The sequence below is a fragment of the Diaphorobacter ruginosibacter genome (assembly GCF_040396215.1).
GTDB classification, from domain to species: domain Bacteria; phylum Pseudomonadota; class Gammaproteobacteria; order Burkholderiales; family Burkholderiaceae_C; genus Diaphorobacter_A; species Diaphorobacter_A ruginosibacter_A.
The window spans coordinates 1-22,972 of record NZ_JBEBOW010000049.1 but is presented as its reverse complement, the minus strand read 5'-3'; the positions used below and the strand labels follow the sequence as shown (position 1 = coordinate 22,972).

The following is a 22,972-nucleotide window of genomic DNA, read 5'->3' as shown; positions in this document are numbered from 1 at the left end:
GCGTTCTGGCCGGTCCGAGGGCGTCGGCACGGCCGGGCGGCTCGCGCCCGCCGCGCATGCATGGCTACTCTTCGGTGCTCGGATTCCAGAACGACTGCAGCACGCCGGGCAGGGATTCGATCTGCGCGACGACCTGGTCGAGCTCATCGGCGACCACCGCGTTGGCGTGCAGCACCACTTCGATTTCCGTGTCGGATGGGCCGAACGGGTGCTTCTCGACCGAACGCGCGGGGTATTGCGCGGCATCCAGCAGGTCCAGCATTCTCTCGCGCACCGCCGCCTGAACGCTGTTGCTGCAGATGGCATAGACGTAGTACGTGGCTTCGGCCGCGCCCTCGTTCACCGGACGCCGGTTGATGCGGTTGACCACGGGGCGCAGCAGCGTGTTGCTGGCCAGCACAAACAGCGTCGCCATGCCGGCCTCGACGATCATGCTGGCGCCCGCGCACGCGCCGACGGCGGCCGAACCCCAGAGCGTGGCGGCGGTGTTCAGGCCGGTGATGTTGGCGCCTTCCTTCATGATCGCGCCCGCGCCGAGAAAGCCCACGCCCGAGACGACGTAGGAGATCACGCGCGTTGCGCCATCGGCGCCGTTGATGCGCAGTGCCAGGTCGACGAACACCGCAGCGCCCACGGCGACGAGGGCGTTGGTGCGCAGGCCCGCCGTGCGCTGGCGGATCTGGCGCTCCAGTCCGATGATGCTGCCCAGGGCGAACGCGAAGAACAGGCTGACGAATGTGTTGAACGCCGCCTGCGGGTTGATGTTGTGCAGTGCTTGCATTGTTGCTTCTTTGAATGGGTTGGGCGGTTCATTGCCATCCGTAGCGTCGAATATAGACGCGCTTGAGCCACGTCGTCATGAGAGCGTAGCAAAGCAATATGACAGCCAGCCAGGGGAAATACGCGGCAGGCAGCGGCTGCATGCCGACGTAGCTCGCCAGCGGCCCCATGGGCAGGAACAGGGCCACGGCCATCACGGCGGCGGTCATGAGCATCAACGGCCATGATGCGCGGCTCTGGATGAACGGCACCCCTGGAGTGCGGATCATGTGCACGATCAGCGTCTGCGTGAGCAGGCCCACGACAAACCAGCCGGACTGGAACAGCGTTTGCCGTTCGGGGGTGTCGGCATGAAAGACGAACCACATCAGCAGGAACGTGATCACGTCGAACAACGAGCTGACCGGCCCGAAGAACACCATGAACCGGGCAATGTCCGGCGGATTCCAGCGCAGCGGCTGTTTGAGGAGTTCCTCGTCCACGTTGTCGAAGGGAATGGCGATCTGTGAGATGTCGTACAGCAGGTTCTGCACCAGCAGTTGCAGGGGCAGCATCGGCAGGAAAGGAATGAAGGCCGAGGCGACGAGCACCGAGAACACGTTGCCGAAGTTGGAGCTCGCGGTCATGCGGATGTACTTGAGCATGTTGCTGAAGGTGCGGCGGCCTTCGATCACGCCCTGTTCCAGCACCATCAGGCTTTTCTCCAGCAGGATGATGTCGGCTGCTTCGCGCGCGATGTCCACGGCGCTGTCGACGCTGATGCCGATGTCGGCGGCCCGCAGCGCCGCAGCGTCGTTGATGCCGTCGCCCATGAAGCCGGTGATGTGCCCGCTGGCGCGCAGCGCGCGCACGATGCGTTCCTTGTGCAGCGGCGCGAGCTTGGCGAACAGGGTGTAGCGCAGCGCGGCATCGCGCAGGGCGGCGTCGTCCATGGCCTCGACGTCGCTGCCGAGCAGCACGCCGCCTGTCTCCAATCCCACGTCGCGGCATACCTTGCGGGCCACCAGTTCGCTGTCGCCGGTGAGCACCTTCACGGCAACGCCGTGGCTGCGCAGCGCGGCAATGGCGGCGCTGGCGGACTGCTTTGGAGGGTCGAGAAACGCGACGTAGCCGATCAGCGTGAGCCCGGACTCGTCGGCAACGCCGTAGCTGGTCTTGCCGGGCGGCACTTCCTTCATGGCAACCGCAACCACGCGAAGTCCTTCGCTGTTGAGTCGCCGCGTGATCTCGAGCACCTGCGCCGTGCGCTCGGGCGTGAGCGCAAGCACGGCCTGGCGGTCGCGCATCCGGGTGCAGCATTGCAGGATTTCTTCCAGGGCGCCCTTGCAGATGAGCTCGTGGTGGCGGCCGCGCCTGGCCACCACCACCGACATGCGGCGGCGCTGGAAATCGAATGGAATCTCGTCGACCTTGCGGTAGTCCTCCACCACGCGCATGGACTCGGTGAGTTCCGCATGTTCAAGCACCGCGCGGTCCAGCAGGTTCTTCAGGCCCGTTTGCCAGTAGCTGTTGAGATAGGCGAATCGCAGCACTTCGTCGCTTGGATGGCCCATCACGTCGGTGTGGCGCTCCAGCGCGATCCGGTCCTGCGTGAGCGTGCCGGTCTTGTCGGTGCACAGCACATCCATCGCACCAAAATTCTGGATGGCATCGAGCCGCTTGACGACCACCTTCTTGCGGGACAGGGCGACGGCGCCCTTGGCGAGCGTGGAGGTGACGATCATCGGCAGCATCTCTGGCGTGAGGCCGACGGCGACCGAGAGCGCGAACAGGAATGCCTGCAGCCAGTCGCCCTTGGTGAATCCGTTGATCAGAAGAACCAGCGGAACCATGACGGCGGCGAAGCGGATCAGCAGCCAGCTCACGCTGTTCACATCACTCTCGAAAGCGGTGGGCGCGCGGTCGGTGGCCGTGACGCGCGTGGTGATCGCACCAAAGCATGTGCTGTTTCCGGTGGCGATGACGACGGCCCGTGCGGAGCCCGACACCACGTTGGTGCCCATGAACAGCAGATTGGCCGCCTCCAGCACGCTGCCCGCCGTGATGCCCGTGACCTGGCAGGACATCTTTTCCACCGGCAGCGACTCGCCGGTCATCGCGGCCTGGCTGATGAACAGGTCCTTTGCGCAGAGCACGCGGCAGTCGCAGGGAACCATGTCGCCCGCGGACAGCATGACGACATCGCCGGGAACCAGCTCGCGCAGCGCAATTTCCCGCGCGGGGGCGCGGCTGCCCGTTTCGTCGATGCGGCGCAGCACCGTGGCCCGATTGCTCACCATGGCCTGCAGCCGTGCGGCGGCGCGGCTGGAGCGGCCTTCCTGCGCGAACCTCAGCGCGGTGGAGAGCGCCACCATGCTGCCGATGACGATGGTCGCCTTGTGGTCTTCGGTGAGGTACGAGACGATGGCGAGCACGGTCAGCAGCAGGTTGAACGGATTCTTGTAGCACTGCCACAGATGCAGCCACCAGGGCAGCGGCTTCTCGTGTTCGATTTCATTGGGGCCGATGGCCGCAAGGCGCGCCGCGGCCTCTGGCTGGCTCAGGCCGCCGGGGCCGGATCGCAGTGACTCCAGCACCGCGTCGGCATCGCTCAGCGCGGCGTGCATGAGACGGCGCGTCAGTTCGGCGGGAACGCTGCGCGATGATGCGGGATCGGCTCCGGTGGGAAGGCGGCGGCGCCCGAAAAGGCCGCCCGCGCGGCGGCTGCGCAGGAAGGCGCGAAAGAGGTTGCGAAGAACTTGCATGGCTCGCTCCCCATCCTCATGCGGCGGACTTCCCGTCGTGCCCGAACAGCCGCTGCCAGCCTGCGCGCAATTGCCCGGCCAGTCGGTTGCGCCAGGGCGCATGCCGCTGCGCTTCGGCCCTGCAGGCCTGGTGCCAGAGGGCGCGCTGCGCCGTGCTCAGCTCCCGGTAGACCGCGGCGCGAGCGCCGGTCGGCAGCAGTTGCAGGGCCTTCACCTGGCGTGCGGCGTCGATGTTCGACAGCGTGCGCGCGAGCGTGCGGCTGCCCAGGTGCGAGTGCAGTTGCTGCAGCAGGTCGGGGCGTTCGTTGTCGAGCGTCGCGAGCACGGCGCGCTCGCGCATGGTGGACACGCGGTCGGCGCGCGGGGAGGCCGTGGCCCGTGCGCCATTGCGGATCAGGGCGGGGCGGTGGTCTTCTGTGCGATGGGCCTGTGCCGGCGTGGACAGGCGCAGTGTGTCGTGGATGCGTTGCATGGGCGGCTCCTTCTTTGGGGGTCGGCGCGAGAGGAGCCGCGCCCAGGTTCAAGCCATGCGCACGCGTGCTCCTCTTGCCCGGCCCGGCGGGTTCAAGACGAAAGATTCCATGGCGCGGCGGCGCTTGCCGGCCGTGCCCGCCGGCACGGCTCGTGATGGAGCCGTGCCGGCGTTGCTAGATCGGGACGGGTCGGGGTCCATGGCTTGGCTCCTTTGCTGGGGTGAGTGGGTGGAAGAATGGGTGGAAGCGGCGGCAGGCCGCACGCACGGCGATCAGCGCGCGCCGCGCCCCTGCGTGGCCAGGAAATTGCGGATGCGGTGCGTGGGCCAGCAGGTTTGCGTGTCCAGCTCGCGCAGTTGCTCGAGCGGTGAATGCGCCGCGCCATCGGTCTGGCGGGCGGCGGCCGCGGCACCGGCGTGCATCGCCGGGGCGTGGGTGCGCTGCATGCGGGCGGGGCGAAGGAACGGGATCTTCATGGCGTTCTCCTGGGGTGAGAAAAGCCACGTAGCGGTACGCGTCAAAAAACTCCGGGCCGCAGCCGGCTCGGGAGCTTTACAGTGATGGGATCGGGCGCGGCAGGCTCATCGGCTCCGGCATGGAGCACGCATGAGCTGAATCGCCTGGCCGCGCGCTGCGCGCCGCAATGCATCGAACGGGACTGACGCCGGAGACGGCTCCCGTTCGAATGGGAGTCTGTCAGCCGGCCAGCAACGCTGCCATTGCGGCGAGCGATAAATCACTGGTTGAACTGGCACTGTCCACGTGGGGACTCCTGAAATTGCAATCCCTTGATTATCGCTTTTTGCCTATAAAGCGTCAAATCGAACGGATCCGGGTGTGGGGGTATGCGGCGCGCCGTGCAATGTCAGGAATGGATTTCATCGCGGCTTTGCTGGCCCAGGTGCCCGGTATCGGCCCAGCCCACGAGCGACAGGCCGCTGTCGGGCGTCCAGAGCAGCCGGTTGATCGCCGCATTGGTGAGCTGCCAGGTGCGTGGCGCCTGCAGGTCGAGTCTTGTGGCGAGGCGGTAGAGCACATCCATGACGCCGCCGTGCGCCACCAGCACGATCTGCTCGCCGGGATGCCGGGCGGCCAGTTCGTTGACGGTGGTGTCGATGCGCTCGCGCAGCATGGCCAGCGATTCACCGCCGCCCGCGGGCACGAAGTCGGGATCGCGCTTGCGCCAGCGCAGGGCGTCTTCGGGAGACTCCGCTTCGATCTGCGCGAAGGTGCGGCCCTGGAAGTCTCCAAAGCTGCGTTCCCGCAACTGCCTGCAGGGCGTGAGCGTTGCGCCGGTCGTTTCGGCCACCGCCTGCGCCGTGGCGAACGCGCGCGCCAGATCGCTGCTGTAGATGGCCTGGATATCTTCGCCCGCGAGCGCCTTGGCCGCCTGCTGCGCCTGCCACAGGCCCACATCGTTGAGCGGGATGTCCAGGTGTCCCTGTATGCGGGTATCCACGTTCCAGGCGGTTTCTCCGTGGCGGATGGCGATGATGCGGGTGAGGTGCATGTGCTTGTCTGGCTGTTGCCCGGGCGACGGGAGCAAAAGGCGGAAGGCCGGCAAAGGCCGCTGTCCGCCATTTTCACGTAATCGCCATGGGAAGGCGCAAGGCAACGGGAAATCCCATGCCGACAATGCAAAAGCCAGACGGCGCCTCGCGGCGGTCTGGCTTTTGCGGCGGTGAGGGCAGGGCGCCACGCGGGCGTGGCGCCGGGCGCATCACAGCGGGGGGATGCGCAGCTTCTGGCCGGGATAGATCTTGTCCGGGTGGCTCAGCATGGGCTTGTTGGCCTCGAAGATGACGGGGTACTTGTTGGCGTCGCCATAGTATTTCTTGGCGATGGCCGACAGCGTGTCGCCGCGCACCACGTCGTGGTATTGCGCTTCGGGCTCCGGATTGGTCACGGTCATCTGGTTGTCGACGGACTGCACGCTGGCGACGTTGCCGCAGCACAGGGTCACTTTTTCCTTGACTGCTTGCGTCGGGGCCGTGCCTGCGACCTTCACCGCGCCGGTGGCGCCGTCGAACTGCACCTTGACGTCGGAGACGCCGAGATTCTGAGCGCCGATGTAGGTTTCGATGGCGGATGCGGCCTTGGCGTTCAAGTCCTCGGCCGGGGCGGCTGCCTGGGCGGACGAACCGCCGAAGAGCTTCTCACCTGCTTCTTTGATGAAACTAAACAATCCCATGCTTTGATCTCCTAAGGTTGGGGAAATGGAGCGGCTTGCCACTATAAGTGGTATTTCATGACAGTCAATGTCAGAGATTTACCCACGGTGCCTTGCGTGCGATCCGGCAAACGCCACATTCTGCACCGTGGTTTCAGCAAGCAAGTGTTAATTCTCGAAAACTCTGGATAATCGCGGGCATGACTTTTCTGGCGATCGACGTAGGCAACACGCGCCTCAAGTGGGCGTTGTTCGATGCTCCCCGGCCTGGCGCCAACCTGCTGGCGCATGGCGCTGAATTCCTGGACCACATCGAGCGTCTTGCGGAAGGGCCGTGGGCGTCCCTGCCCGCGCCCGACCGCATGCTGGGCTGCGTCGTGGCTGGCGATGCGGCCAAGCGCCGCGTCGCCGAGCAGATGGAGCTGTGGGACGTGACGCCGCAATGGGTCGTGCCGTCCTTGCACGAGGCCGGGCTCACCAACGGCTACGACCATCCCTCGCGCCTGGGCGCGGACCGCTGGGTGGCGATGATCGGCGCGCGCCACCGCATGCTGGCGCAGGGGCCTGCGCGCCCGTTGGTGCTGGTGATGGTGGGCACTGCCGTGACGGTGGAGGCCATCGACACGGACGGCCGTTTTCTCGGCGGGCTGATCCTGCCGGGGCACGGCATCATGCTGCGCGCCCTTGAAACGGGCACCGCCGGCCTGCACGTGCCGACCGGCGAGGTGCGGCCATTTCCCTCCAACACCAGCGATGCGCTGACCAGCGGCGGCACTTACGCCATCGCCGGGGCGGTGGAGTGCATGTACCAGCACCTCAAGAAACACTGCGGCACCGAACCGGCCTGCATCATGACCGGCGGCGCCGGCTGGAAGATGGCGCCGAGCATGACGCGTCCATTCGAACTGGTCGAACAGTTGATTTTCGAAGGCCTGCTGGAAATCGCGGCGAGCCGCGCGGCGGTTGCGCTTTGACTCCGGCGCCCGGGCGCTATGCCACGCCCGCGGCCGCCGCCAGCGGCCCCGCCGGGCCATAGGCGTCGATCAGGCGTCTCAGATGCGCCTGCTGGCCTGCCGCGGCATAGGGGGCCAGCAGGCCCAGCACATGTGAGGCGCTGCGCAAGGCGGCGCTCTCGGCGTTGTCCTCTTCGAGCGCCTTGCGCGGATCCAGCACGTATTCATAGCTCAGCCAGTAGACCAGCATCACCACCATGCTGGTGCTGACCGTATCCCATCCCAGCGGCGGCGCGGTCAGCGAATCGTGGCGCTGCATGGTCGCCAGCAGGGTGTTCATGCCCTGGGTCAGCGCAGCCATCAGGCCGCGGGCGCGCTCTTCCAGGCGGCGGTTGCGTGAGAGCAATTCATTGAGGTTGCGGAAGACGAAGCGGTATTGCCAGTTGGCCTCGAACAGCGAGTGCAGATAGAACCAGGCGTCTTCCACGTTGGTGACGGCATCCGCGGCGTCGAGCACGGGGAGCAGGGCCTGCTCATACTGCAGGAACAGCGCGTTGACCAGATCGTCCTTGGCGGGATAGTGATAGTAGAGATTGCCGGGGCTGATGCCCAGATCGGCCGCGATCGCATTGGTCGATACTCCCGGCTCGCCAAACCGGTTGAAGAGCGCAAGACTGCTCACGAGAATGCGCTCGGCCGTGCGGCGTGGTGCTTTTCGGGTCGCCATGGCTGTCTCCTCGGCTCGCTTGGCTTTTGTGGCGTGTCGGGTGATGACTCTAACCTGTCCCGCGCGATATGCCCAGCGGGTAAGCAATGAGGGCCGGGTCGGCGACCCCCGCCCCAGGCTCGCCTGGTTAGGGCTGCACGACCCAGCAAACCGAAGGTTTGCGATCGAGACGAGGCGCGAAGCCGCAGTACAAGCGTACGACAAGGCGAAGCAACGACGTATCGAGGGTTGGGTTAGCGGCTCTCATTCCTTGCCGTGCTCGCGCAGGCGCTCTACCTCGTGCGTCAGCGCATCCACCTGCTCGCGCAATGCCTGCATCTCCTGGCGCGTGGGCAGGCCAAGGCGCTGCATGGCCTTGGCCACGCGCTGCTCGAAGAGCGACTCCAGCTTGTCCAGCGGCTCGGCGGCGCGCGCATTCATCTTGCTGGCCAACTGGCTGATCTGCTCGCTGGCCTGCTGGAACTGCTCCTGCGCCATGGACTGTGCCTGCTTCTGAAGCGCCACGCCGTCCTGCACCAGCGCGTTGAACGCCTTGCTGCCCTGCTGCTGCGCCTTGGAGAAAGCGCCCAGGCCAGCCAGCCAGATCTGCTCGGTGGATTCCTTGGCGAGGTGCGGGATATGCTCGAACGGGTTGGACTGCTTGTCGTCTGAAGGGGGCTTGCGGTTCATGCGGATTCCTTTCGTGGTTCCTCGACTTTCATGGACGGGAGCGTACGTAAATTGACGCTTGTCATGTTGGCGGGGGAGGAACCGCCAGTCTATGATTTTGAGCCCATAAGGGCGAGACGGTTCCCGGATGGGATAATCCGCCGTTTGATCCCATGGCTGAAACGGGTACATCACAATGATTCTGGTTACTGGCGGCGCTGGCTTTATCGGCGCCAATTTCGTGCTGGACTGGCTGGCCGTCAATGACGAGCCGGTGGTCAATGTGGACAAGCTCACCTATGCCGGCAACCTGCAGAATCTGCAAACCCTGCAGGGAGATGCGCGCCACCACTTCGTGCAGGGCGATATCGGCGACGGCGCGCTCATCGGGCGCCTGCTGGCGGAGCACAAGCCGCGCGCGATCGTGAATTTCGCGGCGGAGTCGCATGTGGACCGCTCCATCCATGGCCCGGAAGACTTCATCCAGACCAACGTGGTCGGCACCTTCCGCCTCCTGGAGGCCGCGCGCCATCATTGGATGGCGCTGCCGGACAACGAGAAGCGGGCGTTCCGTTTCCTGCACGTCTCCACCGACGAGGTGTACGGCACGCTCAAGCCGCACGATCCCGCCTTCGCCGAGGATCACAACTACGAGCCCAACAGTCCATACTCCGCCAGCAAGGCCGCGAGCGACCATCTGGTGCGCGCATGGCACCACACCTACGGCATGCCGGTGCTGACCACCAATTGCAGCAACAATTACGGCCCCTATCATTTCCCGGAAAAGCTGATCCCGCTGATGATCGTGAATGCGCTCGCCGGCAAGCCGCTGCCGGTGTATGGCGACGGCATGCAGATTCGCGACTGGCTCTACGTCAAGGACCACTGCAGCGCCATCCGGCGCGTTCTGGAGGCGGGCGCGCCCGGCGAGACCTACAACGTCGGCGGCTGGAACGAGAAGCCGAACATCGAGATCGTCCATCTGGTGTGCGCGCTGCTCGACGAACTGCGCCCGCGCGCCGACGGCCAGGCCTACAGCGGGCAGATCACCTACGTGCAGGACCGCCCCGGCCACGACCGCCGCTATGCGATCGATGCGCGCAAGCTCGAGCGCGAGCTTGGCTGGCGGCCTGCGGAAACCTTCGAAACCGGCATCCGCAAGACGGTTCAGTGGTATCTGGACAACCCTCAATGGGTGTCCGCCGTGCAGACCGGCGCCTACCGCGACTGGATCTCGCAGCAATATGCGCAAGCGCAGCAGGCCACGGCATGAAGATTCTTCTTCTGGGCAAGGGCGGGCAGGTGGGTTGGGAACTCCAGCGCAGCCTGGGCGTGCTGGGCGAGGTGACCGCGCTGGATTTCGACAGCGCGGAGCACTGCGGCGATTTTTCCAATCCGCAGGGCGTCGCGCAGACGGTGCGCGCGCTGCGTCCCGACGTCATCGTGAACGCCGCCGCGCACACCGCGGTGGACAAGGCGGAAAGCGAGCCGGAGTTCGCGCGTACGCTGAACGCCGTGACGCCCGGCCTCATCGCCGAGGAAGCCGCGCGGCTGGGCGCCTGGCTGGTTCACTACAGCACGGACTACGTCTTTGACGGCTCGGGCGAGCGCCCCTGGCTCGAATCCGATGTTACCGGTCCGCTGTCGGTCTATGGCCGCACCAAGCTGGAAGGCGAGGAGCTGATCCGCCAAAGCGGAGCCAGGCATCTCATCTTGCGGACCAGCTGGGTGTTCGCGGCACGTGGCGGAAACTTCGCCAGGACCATGCTGCGCCTGGCGCAGGAGCGCGACCGGCTTACCGTCATCAACGACCAGTTCGGCGCGCCGACCGGCGCGGACCTGTTGGCCGACGTGACGGCGCATGCGATCCGCCATCTGTGGGCGCATCCGCAGGACGCGGGGCTCTATCACTGCGTGGCGGACGGCATGACGACATGGTTCGACTACGCGAAGTTCGTCATCGACCAGGCGCGGGAGATCAAGCCCGGCCTGCCGATCAAGGCTGCCGAGATCGCGCCGGTTCCCACCACGGCATTTCCCACGCCGGCGACACGCCCGCGCAACTCGCGCCTCGATACCGCCAAACTGCGGTCCACTTTCGGGTTGACGCTGCCGGATTGGCGGCACGGCGTCAGGCGCATGCTCACTGAAATCCTGTGACCCCGACTGTGACTCCCACCCATCCACGCGAAAACGATATGAATAGCGCACAACGCAAGGGCATCATCCTGGCCGGAGGCTCGGGCACGCGGCTGCACCCCGCGACGCTCGCCATCAGCAAGCAACTGCTGCCGGTGTATGACAAGCCCATGATCTACTACCCGCTGAGCACGCTGATGCTCGCGGGCATCCGCGACATTCTCATCATCAGCACGCCGCAGGACACCCCGCGCTTCGAGCAACTGCTCGGCGACGGCAGCCAGTGGGGTATCCGCCTGCAATATGCGGTGCAGCCCAGCCCCGACGGGCTGGCGCAGGCCTTTCTGATTGGCGAGAAGTTCCTGGACGGCAGCCCGAGCGCGCTGGTGCTGGGCGACAACATTTTCTACGGCCACGACTTCCACGAACTGCTGGCGAGCGCGAGCGCGCGCGCCGAGGGCGCGAGCGTCTTCGCCTACCACGTGCAGGACCCCGAGCGCTACGGCGTGGCCGAGTTCGATGCCCATGGCACCGTGCTGTCGATCGAGGAAAAGCCGGCCAGGCCCAAGTCCAGCTACGCGGTCACGGGCCTGTATTTCTACGATGCGCAGGTCGTCGAGCTGGCCGGGAGCCTGAAGCCGTCGCCGCGCGGCGAGCTGGAAATCACCGACCTGAACCGCCTGTATCTGGAGAAGGGCGAGCTGCACGTCGAAATCATGGGGCGCGGCTACGCGTGGCTGGACACCGGAACGCACGAAAGCCTGCTGGAGGCGGGGCAGTTCATCTCGACGCTGGAGCACCGCCAGGGCCTGAAGATCGCCTGCCCGGAAGAGCTGGCGTGGCGCCACAAGTGGATCGATGCGCAGCAGCTCGAACGCCTCGCCCAGCCGCTCACCAAGAGCGGCTATGGGCAGTACCTGCTGCGTGTTCTGCGGGACCGGATCTATTGATGATCCATTGATTTCGCGCGCGCCGCGAGCGTACGCCCCATCCTGGAAATTTGAGAAACATGAAAGCAACCCGCCTTGCCATTCCCGAAGTCGTGCTGATCGAGCCCAAGGTGTTCGGCGATGCGCGCGGCTTCTTCTTCGAGAGCTTCAACCAGAAGGTGTTCGACGAAGCCACCGGCACGCGCCACGACTTCGTACAGGATAACCACAGCCGCAGCCGCCAGGGCGTGCTGCGCGGCATCCACTACCAGATCCGGCAGCCCCAGGGCAAGCTGGTGCGGGTGGCGCGCGGCGCGGTGTTCGACGTGGCGGTGGACCTGCGCGCAAGCTCGCCGACGTTCGGCCAGTGGGTGGGCGCGGAGCTGAGCGAGGACAACCAGCACCAGCTCTGGGTGCCGCCGGGCTTCGGCCACGGATTTGTCGTGCTCAGCGAAACGGCGGATTTTCTCTACAAGACCACGGACTACTACGCGCCGGAGCACGAACGCTGCATCCTGTGGAACGATGCCGACATCGGCATCGACTGGCGCTTCGGCGGCGAGCCGCAACTGTCGGCCAAGGATGCGCAGGGCGCTGCGTTCAAGGACGCGCAAGTCTTCGAATGACGCCCCCGGCCTACTTGCGAACGAACCACTCCAGGGCGTCGTAGAGCACGTCGGCGCCATCGGCGGTGTTGTCCGGCGCGATGTCGAACAGGCGCCTGTCATCGGCCGCGCGCAGCCGGGGCGGTACCACGGAGAGATAGAACGGGCTCACGAAACGCGCCCCGGCACGGTAGTGGTCGGCGAACGCCGCGCGCGCGGCCCCGGCGTTCCGGCCCTGCATGGGGTTGAACTCGGGCACGCCATAGTCCCGCAGATGCCGGTTCCTGATCAGCTCGAACGCCGCCGGGCTGGCTCCGTAGAGGTTGATGCCCGCGCGCCACGGACTGGTGTTCGAGATCGAGGCGTCCGAGGCGAACAGCGCCGTGTTCCAGGTGCCGTGAACGGCGGCCGCGATCTGGTGCGAATACAGCAGCCGGGCGGGAATGCCCTGCGAGCGCGCGATACGGTAGAAGCGCGTCAGCAACTGGTTCACCTGGTGCGCGCGGAATTCATCCCACTCGCGCGCCAGCGGGTTGTAGTACACGTCCTGAAGCTGCCGCGGCATGTCCAGCCAGAACTGGAGCGACGATATGCCGCTCGCCTCGGGCAGCCCGCCAAGCCGCGCCGGTGCAGGGGCCGACGCCGTGGACGACTGGTCGGGCGGAACGACCACGAACTCGCGCTCGGCCAGCAGATGGCGCTTGCCGTCCGCCACCGCGACGATTTGCGCCGCATGCCTGCCGGGGGCCATGTTCCGGAAATCGATGGCGCCGCGAAACCCGGTGCTGGAGGATGCGACCTCGGGCTTGGCGCGCTGAACGTCCAGCCGCTCGAAGCCCCGGCCCACGGGGCCGGCGTACCGGCCATCGACATAGAGCGACAGGGCCTGGACACGCTGCTGCGGGTCCCACAGCCAGCCGAACAGGGGCAGCGATCCGGCGGCAAAAGCGTCGTAATGCTGCGAGAACGCCTTCAACGGCGTCTTCCGGATGTCGAGCGAAGGGGGCTCGACGGCGTCGAACGAGTCGAAATGCGCGCCCAGTTGCCGGTTCAGGCGCTGCACCGTGCCGTGGCGCTGCCGCAGCCACAGGCGGAACTCCCGCTGCGACCCGGCGCTGTAGTCGGTGACCTGGATGTTCTCGAACGCGCCCATGCCGTGCTCGAAATCGGGAAACATCTGATGCAGCTCGCCCGCCAGGGTGACGGCGACGATCAGTTCGCGCGATCTGGCGTCCATTTCGGCGATGCGCTTGCTGACGGCGCGCAAGGCGGCGAAGCGGTAGCGATTGACGGGAATGCTCTCCTCGCTTCGCAGGGTGAACGGAATCACGCCATGGCCGATGTAGCGGCTGCTGCCCGCCGCGCCCGTGCTGTAGGCGAGCAGGTTGCCGGTGTCCGCGGCCAGCTCCCGGGAGAGCTCGGAGCTGCTGTCGAAATGGTTGCCCATCAGGTAGACAACCACGGGCCGCCCGATCGCGGGAATGGCGTTCAGGTAGCGGCTGATTTTCGCTTCGCTGACTTCCCACGCGCCATTGCGCCGCTCGAACAGCTCCAGCAGGGGAATCAGCAGGGTATGGCCGAGCCGGACCTTGCCGGCCGGTCCTCCGGGCTCCAGCCGGTCCAGCAGGCTCCTGGCCGCGAGATCGCCGGACTGCCGGTGAGTCTCGCACCAGTCCTGCATGGCTTCGAGTGTCTTGAGTTCAGGCTGGCGGGTGGCGCCGTTGCACACCAGGACACCCGAAATCAGCGGGGTGACATACAGGGGCGCGCGCGGAGCCAGCCCGTCGGGCGCGATCTGGGCGCCTGCCGTGGGAGAACTCAACGACAGCAGCATGGATATCGCCAATGCTCCTAAATTTCCCCTTTTTCTTGCTGTGGGTAACAGTGCGGCCTGCATGGCTTTCTTATTCGGATCTGTGCCCGACCCGCGCAAGGCATGATCGGTATGATGGAGGGTTATGCCGCCGGGGAGCGGCCCTGTTTTCGAAGCTCCCCGCGTGGGAACCAGCATTTTTATGATGACACATCCAGCCGATAGCGCCGAACCCATCCTTGCCGATCCGCCCGCACACGGACGCTTGCGCTTGGGCGAATTGCTGATGCAGGCGGGCAAGATCAACCATCGCGACCTGGAGCGCGCGCTCACCGCGCAGCGCGAGCTCGGCGGCATGCTGGGCAAGGTGCTGGTGCAACTGGGCGTGGTCTCGGAGACGGACATCACGCAGGCGCTCTCCAGCCAGCTCCATGTTCCGCTGGTGACCGCCGATGAATTCCCCACGCTGATGCCGGAGGCCGAGGGCCTGCTGCCAGACTTCCTGATCGGCCACAACGTCTATCCGCTGCGCATCGAGGATGGCCGCATGGATGTGGCCATGGCGGCGCCGCAGGACGAGTTCGTGCTCAAGGCGCTGCACATGGTGACGGGGCTGGAAATCCGTCCCTTCATCGGCAACGCCTCCGACATCGAGCGCGCGCTCGCCCAGCCCCAGCAGGAAGTGCTCGACGGCGACGAACTGGGCATGATGGAAGGCGATGCGGGCGACTTCGTCGAGCACCTCAAGGACCTGGCGAGCGAGGCTCCCGTCATCCGGCTGGTCAATGCGATCGTCGGCCGGGTGATCGACATGCGCGCATCCGACATCCACCTGGAGCCGTTCGAGGACGGCATGCACGTGCGCTACCGGGTGGACGGCGTGATCCATTCTTCTGAAATCGTGCCGCCCAAGCACAGCGCCGCTGTGGGTTCGCGCGTGAAGCTGCTGGCCCACCTCGACATCGCCGAGCGCCGCCTGCCGCAGGACGGCCGCATCAAGACGCGGGTCAAGGGGCGTGAGCTGGACCTGCGCGTTTCCACCGTGCCGACGGTGCATGGCGAGAGCATCGTGATGCGGGTGCTGGACCGTGCAAGCGTGCGTTTCAGCCTGGTCGACATGGGCTTTGCCGACGATACGCTCGAAAAATTCAACGGCCTGCTGGCTCGCCCGCACGGCATTCTGCTGGTGACCGGCCCCACGGGCTCCGGCAAGACCACCACGCTGTATGCGGCGCTGGCCAAGCTGGACTCCGACACCCAGAAGATCATCACCGTCGAAGATCCGGTGGAGTACCAGCTCGAAGGCATCAACCAGATCCAGGTGCATCCGCAGATCAACCTGACGTTCGCCAACGCGCTGCGCTCCATCCTCCGCCAGGACCCGGACATCATCATGATCGGTGAAATGCGGGACGGCGAGACCGCGCAGATCGCGGTGCAGTCCGCGCTGACCGGCCACCTGGTGCTCTCCACGCTGCACACCAACACCGCCGCCGGCGCAATCATCCGCCTGCAGGACATGGGCGTCGAAGGCTATCTGATCACCTCGTCGGTGAACGGCATCCTGGCCCAGCGCCTGGTGCGCACGCTGTGCCAGGAGTGCAAGGCGCCCTACGTGCCTTCCGAGAGCGAGTGGAAATCCTCGGGACTCTCGCGTTTCTGCGAACTGGGCACGCCGGTCTATCAGCCGGTCGGCTGCAGCGTCTGCCGCCAGACCGGCTTCAAGGGCCGTACCGGCATTCACGAGCTGCTGGTGCTCGACGAGAAGATCCGCTCGGCCATCCTGGCGGGCAAGGACGCGGGCGAGCTCAACTCCATTGCCTCGCACGACGGCATGCTCAGCCTGCACGAGGACGGCCTGCGCAAGGTGCTGGCGGGCATGACCAGTCTCGACGAACTCGCCCGCGTGACACAGGACCAGAGCGATGCCTGATTTCGAGTGGAGCGCGGCTGCGGCCAACGGCAAGGTCACCAAGGGCAGCACCAATGCGGCCAGCAGCGCCCAAGTGCTCAAGCGCCTGCGCGAACAGGGGCTCACGCCGCTGGACGTGCGCGAGGCCAGCACGGCGGGCGCCGCATCGTCGGGCGCGAAAGCGGCCAAGGGCGCGCTTCGCGGCGGCAGGAAAAAAGGCGTGAACAAGGGCAAGGTCACGTCCGCCGACGTGCTGTCGCTGACCTCGGAGCTGGCCATCATGCTCAAGGCGGGCCTGGCGCTGGACAACGCGCTGCGCGTGCTGATCGACATGAGCTACAAGCCCAGCGTGACGGCGCTGCTCGCCGACATCCTCGAGAAGGTCAAGAGCGGCACGCCGCTCAGCAAGGCGCTGTCCAACCATCCGCAGCTGTTCAACGACTTCTACGTGAACATGATCCGCTCGGGTGAAATCAGCGGCCAGATGTCCTCCGTGCTGGCGCGGCTGGTGGAGCACATGGAGCGTGTCCGTTCGCTGCGCGAGAGCGTGATCTCGGCGGCCATCTATCCGGCGATCCTGCTGAGCGTGGCGGTCCTCTCGCTGGTGGCCATGCTGGGTTTCGTGGTGCCGCAGTTCGAGAAGCTGTTCAACGACATGGGCGATGCGCTGCCCGCTCCCACGCGCGTGGTGATGAATATCGGCAAGATGTTCCAGCACTACGGCTGGCTGATCGTCATCGCGGCCGCCGTGGTGATCTGGCTGATCATCAAGTGGTTCAAGACCCCGGTGGGCCGCCAGTGGTGGCAGTCGGTGGTGCTGCGCCTGCCGCTCATCGGAACGCTGTCGGCCAAATACGAGATGACGCTGTTCTCGCGCTCGCTCGGCACGCTGCTCGGCAACGGGGTTCCGCTGCTCACCGCGCTGCACATTTCCACGCAGACGGTCACCAACATCCTGCTGCGCAAGCCGCTGGAGACCATGGCCCCCAAGGTCAAGGAAGGCGGCAAGGTCGCCGATGCGGCCATCGGCACCGGCGTGTTCGAGCCGCTGGCGATCAACCTGATCCGCGTGGGCGAGGAAACCGGGCGCATCGGCCCGATGACGCTGGAGCTGGCGAATATCCTGAACCGCGAGGTGGAGGTCGGCATCAAGCGCACCCTTACGCTGGTGGAGCCGGTGCTGATCCTGGTGCTTGGTATCCTGATCGCCTCGATCATCGTATCGATTCTCCTGGGCATCCTGTCCGTCAACGACCTCGCCACCTAACCAACCGTTTGTTTTGTTTTATATGACTGAAACCATGAACAACACTCGCAAGAAGAAAGCCCAGGCGGGCTTCACACTGATCGAACTGCTGGTCGTGCTGGCCATCCTGACGATGCTCGCAGGCCTGGTCGGCCCCCGCGTGCTCAATCAATTGGGCGGCGCCAAGTCCAAGTCCACGGCGGTGCAGATCGCCGACATCGACAAGGCGCTTGAAATCTACAAGCTCGACGTGGGCCGCTACCCCACCAATGACGAAGGCCTTGGCGCGCTCATGAAGCGTCCGGGCAACGCCAACGGCTGGGCCGGCCCCTACCTCAAGGGCGATGACGTTCCCACGGACGCATGGGGCAATGCCTTCCGCTATGCCAACCCGGGCCCGAACGGCGGCATCGAGATCCTGTCGCTGGGCGCCGACGGCGCGCCGGGCGGCGAGGGCGAGAACGCGGACGTGCGCAATACGCACTGATCGCCGCCCGTTCCCCAGCAAGTGAGCATCGTCCTGTCGTGGCAAAGGAGCGCGGATTCACGTTGATCGAACTCATGGTGGTGTTTGCCATCCTGGCTTTGATCATGGCGGTCGCGCCGTCCGCCTACGACAGGATGAAGACCGCCATGGATTACCGCGACGTGGTGCGCGGCGTCGTCACCGAAATGCGCTCGGCCCGCCAGCAGGCCGTGCTCACGGGCCGTGACACGGCGTTCGCGGTCGATCTGGAGCACCAGCAGTACGGCGTGGAGGGCGGCAAGCCGCGCTCGATTCCGCAGGGCATCGAACTGCGGGCCATCGTCGCCGACAGCGAAGCCAGGGGGAGCCACTTCGCCATCCGTTTCCTGCCATCCGGCGGAGCCAGCGGCGGCAGCGTCGATGTGCTGCGCATCGCCTCCGGCGACGGCGTGCGCGTGCGCGCCGACTGGTTCTCGGGCCGGGTGGAGCAGGAGCCCGTCACGCGATGAATGCTCCGCGCCGCCTCCGTCTCTCCCGTTCTCGCCGGGGCTCACGCGGCTTCTCGCTGCTGGAGCTGCTGGTGGCATTCGCCATCATGGCCATTTCGCTGGGCGTCCTATATCGGGCCATGGGCTCCAGCGTGCGCAACGTGGGCGATCTGGACCTGCGCCAGCAGGCCACCTCGGTGGCCGAATCCGCGCTCGACCGGGTCAGCGGCGTTCCGCCGGCGGGCCTGGCGCTGTCCGGCGGGGTGGGCGGCATGGACTGGAGCATCCAGACGCGGCCGTTCGAGGCGGGCAGCTCCGACCCCGCGGCGCCCAAGCTCCACGAAGTGCAGGTGGTGGTGAGCTGGTCCGAGCGCGGCGAGCCCAAGCAGCTCGTGCTGCAGACCCTGCGGCCCGAGCGCGGGCCGAGGCAGCCGGGGGGATGATGCGAAATCCCTTGTCCAGCTCCTACGGGCGTCTCAGGCCAGCGGCCACGCAGGGCGGCTTCACGCTGCTGGAAATGCTGGTCGTGATGGTGCTTTTGTCCATCATCATGATCGCGATGGTTTCCGCCATGCGCAGCGCCGGGCAGAGCAGCGACCGTGTGGATGCGCGTCTTGAAATGCAGGACGAGGACCGGGTCGCCGAGCGCTTCGTGCGCGGCACGCTGGGACGCATTTCCGCGCGGCCGCTCAGCCAGACCTCGCTGCAGAGCACCCTTCCCATGGGGGCCGGGCAGCAAACCTCCGGGGGCGCGCCGGTGCTGTTCAGCGGAATGCCGGACCAGGTGGCATGGGTGGGCGTGCTGCCCGCCCGCTACGGCGCGGGCGGCCGCTCGTATTTTCATCTGGGCGTGGAGCCCGTGGGCCGTGGCGCGGGGCTGGTGCTGCGCTATGCGCCCTGGAACGACGAGCCCAACTTCCCGGATTGGGGATCGGCATCCTCCCAGGTGCTCATGACCGATGTGACCGGCATTGCCTTCCACTACGAGAACGACCGTCCCGAGAACATCGACGCGGTCAGCGAATGGGAGGACACGTGGGGCCATGCCGACTACGTGCCCGCCACGGTGGCCATCGAAATCCAGCGCGGCGCGCGCATTCCGCTTGAATGGGTGGTGCCGCTGTGGCCGCTGCCGGTGAGCCGCCCGGGCGGCCTCATGAGCGGTGAAGACGTGATCGGAGGAAGCTAGCCATGGCGCGCACTTCATCACGACGCCCGGACACGCAGCAAGGCTTTGCCCTGATCGCCGTGCTGTGGCTGGTGGCTGCACTGAGCGTGCTGGTCGGCGGCATCATGCTCACCGTCCGCGCGGAATTGCGCACGGCGGGCTTTGCGCGCCAATCAGTCATCGCGCAGGCGGTGGGAGAGGGCGCCATGCAGATTGCCTTGCAGCAACTGATCGTGTCCGGGCAACAAGTGGACAAGATCATCCAGGGGCCGGTCGCCTATGCCGGGCAGAACATCGACGTCATCCTGACGCCGATGAACGGCTTCATCGACCTGAACCGCGCGCCCGTTCCCCTGCTGGCCGCGGCGTTCCAGTTCGCGGGCGGCCTCGACCAGGGCGCCGCCGCCAATCTCGCCAACGCCATCGACGCGCTGCGCACCCAGCCGGGCCCCTCTGGCAAGCCGCCGGGCTTCGAGTCGGTCGAGGACCTGATGCTGGTCCCCGGGGTGGACTATCCGCTCTACTCCCGCGTGGCTCCCGCCCTGACGACCGAGGCCGGCGGAACCGGCATGGTCAACGTGCAGGCGGCTCCCCCCATTGTGCTCAACATTGTTGCAGGCGGTAATGAGGCTGCGGTGGGTTCCTTCCTGCAATCACGCGGGGGCGATAATATCGGCGCCGATACCAGCACCATGAACAGCGCCTTCATCCAGAGCGGCGCCGCCTCCAAAGTAGTCGAACTCCAGGCGCGCGTGCCATTGCCCGATGGCGGCGCGATCATTGTCATTCGCCGATACCTGATTGGCTCCGCCATGAAAGACGGATTACCATGGCGGGTTTTTTACGCCGCTTCCCGAGTTGAGCTGGCATCGACCCCGAAAACATAGAAATTGAAGCATGCCCATTGCCAGTGACGATCTGAGGCTGTTCGGCCTCGACCTGCGGAACCTGTGGCGCGACCTCAAGAGCCCTTGGGTGAAGCTCGCCAGCTCGCCGTCGTGGTCCTGGATTGCCCCGCAGGCGGCCATTCATGTGAAGCCGGATGCGGGCCAGGCCGGGGGCATGTGGGAGCCCGACCCCGCCAGCCGCGGATTCCGCCATGTCTCCTCCGCTGGCCCGCAGGCGTCCGCGAAGCGCCAGGGGGGCCGTTTCGAGGCGGTCATCGTTCCCGAACATCTGATCCTGCGCAAACGCCTGTTCATGCCCCGGCTCGACGGCGAGCACATGTCGCGCGCCATCGCGCTCGAGGCCGCCAACAGCAGCCCGTTCCAATCCAGTGATCTGGCCTGGGGCTACGCCATCCATCCCAAGGCGGCGACTCCCGGCGCGGACGTCGTCGCGGTGGACATGGTCGTCGCATCGCGCAGCCGCATCGCGCAGCACTTCGGGCCTGCCGTCGAGCAGTCAGGCGCGGCGCGCGCGCCCGAAGTCTGGGCCCTGTTGCCGGACCGCAACGACATGGCGATGCTCATTCCCGGCTATGGCGAATCGGCCCGCGCCGCCAGCGCCCGCCGCTACTGGGGCACCGTCGGCGCGCTGGCCGCGGTGGCCCTCGCCCTGGTCGTGGCCATCGCCGTGACGCCCTACCTGCAGCTTCGAGCACGGGTCATGCAGGCCAATGCCGCCTACGGCATGCTGGACCAGCGCGCCGCGCCGCAACTGGCCAAGCGCGCCGCGTTGCTCAAGGCGGAAGACGAGGTGAAGGCCCTGGCCGACATCATCGGGCATCGCCTCGACACATTGCAGGTCATCCAGATGCTGACCAACGCATTGCCGGACGACACCGTCCTGCAGCGCCTGCAACTACAGGACCGCAAGGTGATGATCGCGGGCGACGCGGCGGACGCAGCCGGCCTGATGCAGAAGCTGGGCTCGCTGCCGCAGGTGCGTGAAGTGCGGCCGCTTTCGGCCACCACGCGGCGGCCCGGCATGGTCAAGGACAGCTTCCAGATCGAGTTCCAGCTGACGGACGACTTCGGCGTCTCCGCAGGCGATGCGGCCGTCGCCACGGCGCTCGCGCCTTCCAGCGCCGCATCGGCCGCGAATGCCCCGGCAGCCCCCGCATCGGGTGCATCGGCCGCATCAGGCGCGGCCTCGGCCGCCGCTCCCGCCTCGGCGCCAGCATCCGCTGCCGCGCCTGCCGTGGCGGCCTCCGCGCCGGCCAGTGCGGCAGCGCCCGCTCCCAACACCCAATCCCAAGCGGGAGGAAAGCGATGAAACAGCTCTCGCGCCAGGACATCATCTTGATGGTGTTGACCATCGTGGTTCTGCTGATCCCCTTCATGGTGCTCGGCTCGGTACTGCTCGAAAAAACCGCCGAAGCCCAGTCGCAGCTCGACAGGGTGGAGCCGCGTTTTGCGCGCGTGCTCGGCATCCAGCGCAGCGCCGACCAGCTCGACAGCGGCCTGAAAAACGTCAACGACCGGATCTCCACCTTCGTCTTCCCCGACGAAATGGACGCCACCCAGGCGGGCAATGCCGCGCAGCAGAGCGTGCGCTCGGTGCTCACCACCGCCGGCATGTCCGTGGTGAGCAGCCAGGTGCTGCCCACCAAGACCGACCAGGGCTTCGAGCGCATCTCCCTTTCGGTGCGCGCCGAAGGCGAGCTGATCCACCTGCAGGCCGCGCTGGCCGTGCTGCCCAGCCTCACGCCGGTGATCCTCATGGACGGCGTCAACATCCAGGTCACGGGCCGGCAAACGGCGGACAAGCCGCAGCGCCTTGCTGCTGAACTCAAACTCTCGGTGTTGCACCGCAAACCTGCATGACACAGCCCGCAACACGCATTCTCTCCATCCTGATCCTCGCGCTCGGCGCGGGACTGGCTGCGCTCTGGCTCAAGCCCGACGGCTCCTTGAGAAACACCCTCTGGACACCGCCCGAGCCGGTGATGCCCGACCTGCAGTTCGCCGACCCGTTGCCCGTGTCGGCCTCCAAGGTGGACGTCGGCCTTTTCGTGGCGACGCTCGAGCGTCCGCTGTTCTCGCCCAACCGCCGCCCGCCGCCACCACCGCCCCCGCCGGACAAGGACGACAAGGCGGGGGAGCCCGACCCGTTTGCCGACATCCATCTGTTCGGCCTGTACGGAGGGGAAGGCTCGCCCTCCGGCATGCTCGCGCGCATCGGAGGCAAGGTCAAGCGCGTCTCGCTCGACGACAAGGTGGGCAGCTGGACGCTCAAGCGCATCGAGGACCGCGAAGCCGTCTTCGACAAGAACGGCGAGGAGCGCAAGCTGCGGCTCGTCGTCGCCAAGCCCGCGCAGCCGCCCAAGCCCGCGCCCGGAGCACCCCGCGCGCCGGGCGCTCCAGGAGCGGCGGAAAAGAGCGCCGACGAGCCCACCATGCCCACGGGCTCGCCCGCGCAGCGCAGCGAACAACTACAGAAAATGATCGAGCAGAGGCAGCGGTCCATGCGTCGGAGATGACGTGATTCCCCGACGCCAGCCCCGCAAAACAGGTAAGCCAATGAACGGATTGAAATTTATGAACTCGCGCCAACTGATCGCTTCCAGTCTTCTGGTCGCCCTGACCGGAACGCTCCAGGCTCAAACGGCCACGGACCCCGCTGCCGGAAGATCGATCAGGCGGGGATCGGCGCCCTCGGCCGCCGCCACTCCCACGCAGACGCCCGCAGCCGCGACGGCTCAGGCATCCACTTCCGCCGCCCCCGCGGCAGCGGTCCAGGCGCCCGCAGCCGCCGGCACGCAGGCCA

At 66.4% G+C, this 22,972-nt stretch carries 25 protein-coding genes; 16 read left to right on the top strand and 9 right to left on the bottom strand.

Annotated features, from left to right (window positions below):
- Positions 1-64: 64 nt before the first annotated feature.
- The 6 genes from ABWP92_RS08320 to lysM all read right to left on the bottom strand — a co-directional run bounded on the left by ABWP92_RS08320 (position 65) and on the right by lysM (position 6,188).
- Positions 65-781: an MgtC/SapB family protein gene (locus tag ABWP92_RS08320; RefSeq protein WP_353234910.1), complete on the bottom strand. Its 717-nt coding sequence runs from the start codon at positions 779-781 to the stop codon at positions 65-67.
- A 28-nt stretch (positions 782-809) separates the two neighbouring features.
- Positions 810-3,524 carry a magnesium-translocating P-type ATPase gene (mgtA, locus tag ABWP92_RS08315; RefSeq protein ID WP_353234909.1) on the bottom strand — a complete coding sequence of 905 codons (2,715 nt, stop codon included), beginning with the start codon at positions 3,522-3,524 and terminating at the stop codon, positions 810-812.
- 16 nt (positions 3,525-3,540) lie between these two features.
- On the bottom strand, positions 3,541-3,996 hold the full coding sequence (locus ABWP92_RS08310; protein WP_353234908.1) for a hypothetical protein: 456 nt from the start codon (positions 3,994-3,996) through the stop codon (positions 3,541-3,543).
- A gap of 273 nt (positions 3,997-4,269) precedes the next feature.
- Complete coding sequence (locus ABWP92_RS08305) at positions 4,270-4,473, bottom strand: hypothetical protein (RefSeq protein WP_353234907.1); 204 nt, start codon at positions 4,471-4,473, stop codon at positions 4,270-4,272.
- A 389-nt stretch (positions 4,474-4,862) separates the two neighbouring features.
- Positions 4,863-5,507 carry a histidine phosphatase family protein gene (locus tag ABWP92_RS08300; RefSeq protein WP_353234906.1) on the bottom strand — a complete coding sequence of 215 codons (645 nt, stop codon included), beginning with the start codon at positions 5,505-5,507 and terminating at the stop codon, positions 4,863-4,865.
- A gap of 210 nt (positions 5,508-5,717) precedes the next feature.
- Positions 5,718-6,188: a peptidoglycan-binding protein LysM gene (gene lysM, locus ABWP92_RS08295; RefSeq protein ID WP_353234905.1), complete on the bottom strand. Its 471-nt coding sequence runs from the start codon at positions 6,186-6,188 to the stop codon at positions 5,718-5,720.
- Positions 6,189-6,367: 179 nt separating this feature from the next.
- On the opposite strand from lysM, the gene ABWP92_RS08290 reads away from it, so the two are divergent.
- Positions 6,368-7,141: a type III pantothenate kinase gene (locus ABWP92_RS08290; protein ID WP_353234904.1), complete on the top strand. Its 774-nt coding sequence runs from the start codon at positions 6,368-6,370 to the stop codon at positions 7,139-7,141.
- 16 nt (positions 7,142-7,157) lie between these two features.
- On the opposite strand, the gene ABWP92_RS08285 is transcribed toward ABWP92_RS08290, so the two are convergent.
- Both ABWP92_RS08285 and ABWP92_RS08280 read right to left on the bottom strand, forming a co-directional pair.
- Complete coding sequence (locus tag ABWP92_RS08285) at positions 7,158-7,847, bottom strand: TetR/AcrR family transcriptional regulator (RefSeq protein WP_353234903.1); 690 nt, start codon at positions 7,845-7,847, stop codon at positions 7,158-7,160.
- 243 nt (positions 7,848-8,090) lie between these two features.
- Positions 8,091-8,516: a phasin family protein gene (locus tag ABWP92_RS08280; protein ID WP_353234902.1), complete on the bottom strand. Its 426-nt coding sequence runs from the start codon at positions 8,514-8,516 to the stop codon at positions 8,091-8,093.
- A 175-nt stretch (positions 8,517-8,691) separates the two neighbouring features.
- Between ABWP92_RS08280 and rfbB the strand changes: the two genes are divergently transcribed.
- From rfbB to rfbC, 4 genes are read left to right on the top strand one after another with little or no spacing between them, the layout of a single operon-like run.
- The gene (gene rfbB / locus ABWP92_RS08275) at positions 8,692-9,768 is read left to right on the top strand and encodes a dTDP-glucose 4,6-dehydratase (RefSeq protein WP_353234901.1); all 1,077 of its coding nucleotides are present in this window, start codon (positions 8,692-8,694) and stop codon (positions 9,766-9,768) included.
- Entirely contained in the window at positions 9,765-10,655 is an 891-nt protein-coding gene (gene rfbD / locus ABWP92_RS08270; RefSeq protein WP_353234900.1) for a dTDP-4-dehydrorhamnose reductase, read from the top strand. Before rfbB ends, rfbD begins: the two co-directional genes overlap by 4 nt.
- Before the next feature lie 38 nt (positions 10,656-10,693).
- Positions 10,694-11,584 (top strand): glucose-1-phosphate thymidylyltransferase RfbA, encoded by an 891-nt coding sequence (gene rfbA, locus ABWP92_RS08265; RefSeq protein WP_353234899.1) that lies wholly within the window; start codon positions 10,694-10,696, stop codon positions 11,582-11,584.
- A gap of 59 nt (positions 11,585-11,643) precedes the next feature.
- The gene (gene rfbC / locus ABWP92_RS08260) at positions 11,644-12,189 is read left to right on the top strand and encodes a dTDP-4-dehydrorhamnose 3,5-epimerase (RefSeq protein WP_353234898.1); all 546 of its coding nucleotides are present in this window, start codon (positions 11,644-11,646) and stop codon (positions 12,187-12,189) included.
- 10 nt (positions 12,190-12,199) lie between these two features.
- Here the strand turns inward: rfbC and ABWP92_RS08255 are convergent, their stop codons facing one another.
- Positions 12,200-14,002 (bottom strand): beta-galactosidase, encoded by a 1,803-nt coding sequence (locus ABWP92_RS08255; RefSeq protein ID WP_353234897.1) that lies wholly within the window; start codon positions 14,000-14,002, stop codon positions 12,200-12,202.
- 181 nt (positions 14,003-14,183) lie between these two features.
- Here ABWP92_RS08255 and ABWP92_RS08250 point away from each other — a divergent pair, with 181 nt between their 5' ends.
- The 11 genes from ABWP92_RS08250 to ABWP92_RS08200 form a co-directional block, all read left to right on the top strand.
- Positions 14,184-15,914, top strand: coding sequence for a GspE/PulE family protein (locus ABWP92_RS08250; RefSeq protein WP_502907483.1), 1,731 nt, complete (start codon positions 14,184-14,186; stop codon positions 15,912-15,914).
- Positions 15,907-17,160 carry a type II secretion system F family protein gene (locus tag ABWP92_RS08245; RefSeq protein ID WP_353234896.1) on the top strand — a complete coding sequence of 418 codons (1,254 nt, stop codon included), beginning with the start codon at positions 15,907-15,909 and terminating at the stop codon, positions 17,158-17,160. The genes ABWP92_RS08250 and ABWP92_RS08245 overlap by 8 nt, the downstream gene beginning before the upstream one ends.
- Positions 17,161-17,194: 34 nt before the next feature.
- The gene (gene gspG, locus ABWP92_RS08240; protein ID WP_353234895.1) at positions 17,195-17,626 is read left to right on the top strand and encodes a type II secretion system major pseudopilin GspG; all 432 of its coding nucleotides are present in this window, start codon (positions 17,195-17,197) and stop codon (positions 17,624-17,626) included.
- Between the two features lie 38 nt (positions 17,627-17,664).
- The gene (locus ABWP92_RS08235) at positions 17,665-18,114 is read left to right on the top strand and encodes a GspH/FimT family pseudopilin (RefSeq protein ID WP_353234894.1); all 450 of its coding nucleotides are present in this window, start codon (positions 17,665-17,667) and stop codon (positions 18,112-18,114) included.
- Positions 18,111-18,536 carry a type IV pilus modification PilV family protein gene (locus ABWP92_RS08230; protein WP_353234893.1) on the top strand — a complete coding sequence of 142 codons (426 nt, stop codon included), beginning with the start codon at positions 18,111-18,113 and terminating at the stop codon, positions 18,534-18,536. Before ABWP92_RS08235 ends, ABWP92_RS08230 begins: the two co-directional genes overlap by 4 nt.
- 11 nt (positions 18,537-18,547) lie before the next feature.
- Positions 18,548-19,282, top strand: a complete 735-nt coding sequence (locus tag ABWP92_RS08225) for a prepilin-type N-terminal cleavage/methylation domain-containing protein (protein WP_353234892.1) — start codon at positions 18,548-18,550, stop codon at positions 19,280-19,282.
- A 2-nt stretch (positions 19,283-19,284) separates the two neighbouring features.
- Positions 19,285-20,148, top strand: a complete 864-nt coding sequence (locus ABWP92_RS08220; protein ID WP_353234891.1) for a type II secretion system minor pseudopilin — start codon at positions 19,285-19,287, stop codon at positions 20,146-20,148.
- Positions 20,149-20,158: 10 nt separating this feature from the next.
- Positions 20,159-21,478, top strand: a complete 1,320-nt coding sequence (locus tag ABWP92_RS08215) for a PilN domain-containing protein (protein WP_353234890.1) — start codon at positions 20,159-20,161, stop codon at positions 21,476-21,478.
- Positions 21,475-22,029 (top strand): type II secretion system protein GspM, encoded by a 555-nt coding sequence (gspM, locus tag ABWP92_RS08210; protein ID WP_353234889.1) that lies wholly within the window; start codon positions 21,475-21,477, stop codon positions 22,027-22,029. The genes ABWP92_RS08215 and gspM overlap by 4 nt, the downstream gene beginning before the upstream one ends.
- On the top strand, positions 22,026-22,685 hold the full coding sequence (locus ABWP92_RS08205; protein ID WP_353234888.1) for a hypothetical protein: 660 nt from the start codon (positions 22,026-22,028) through the stop codon (positions 22,683-22,685). The genes gspM and ABWP92_RS08205 overlap by 4 nt, the downstream gene beginning before the upstream one ends.
- A 58-nt stretch (positions 22,686-22,743) precedes the next feature.
- On the top strand, positions 22,744-22,972 hold a 229-nt coding region (locus ABWP92_RS08200; protein ID WP_353234887.1), incomplete at its 3' end, for a hypothetical protein.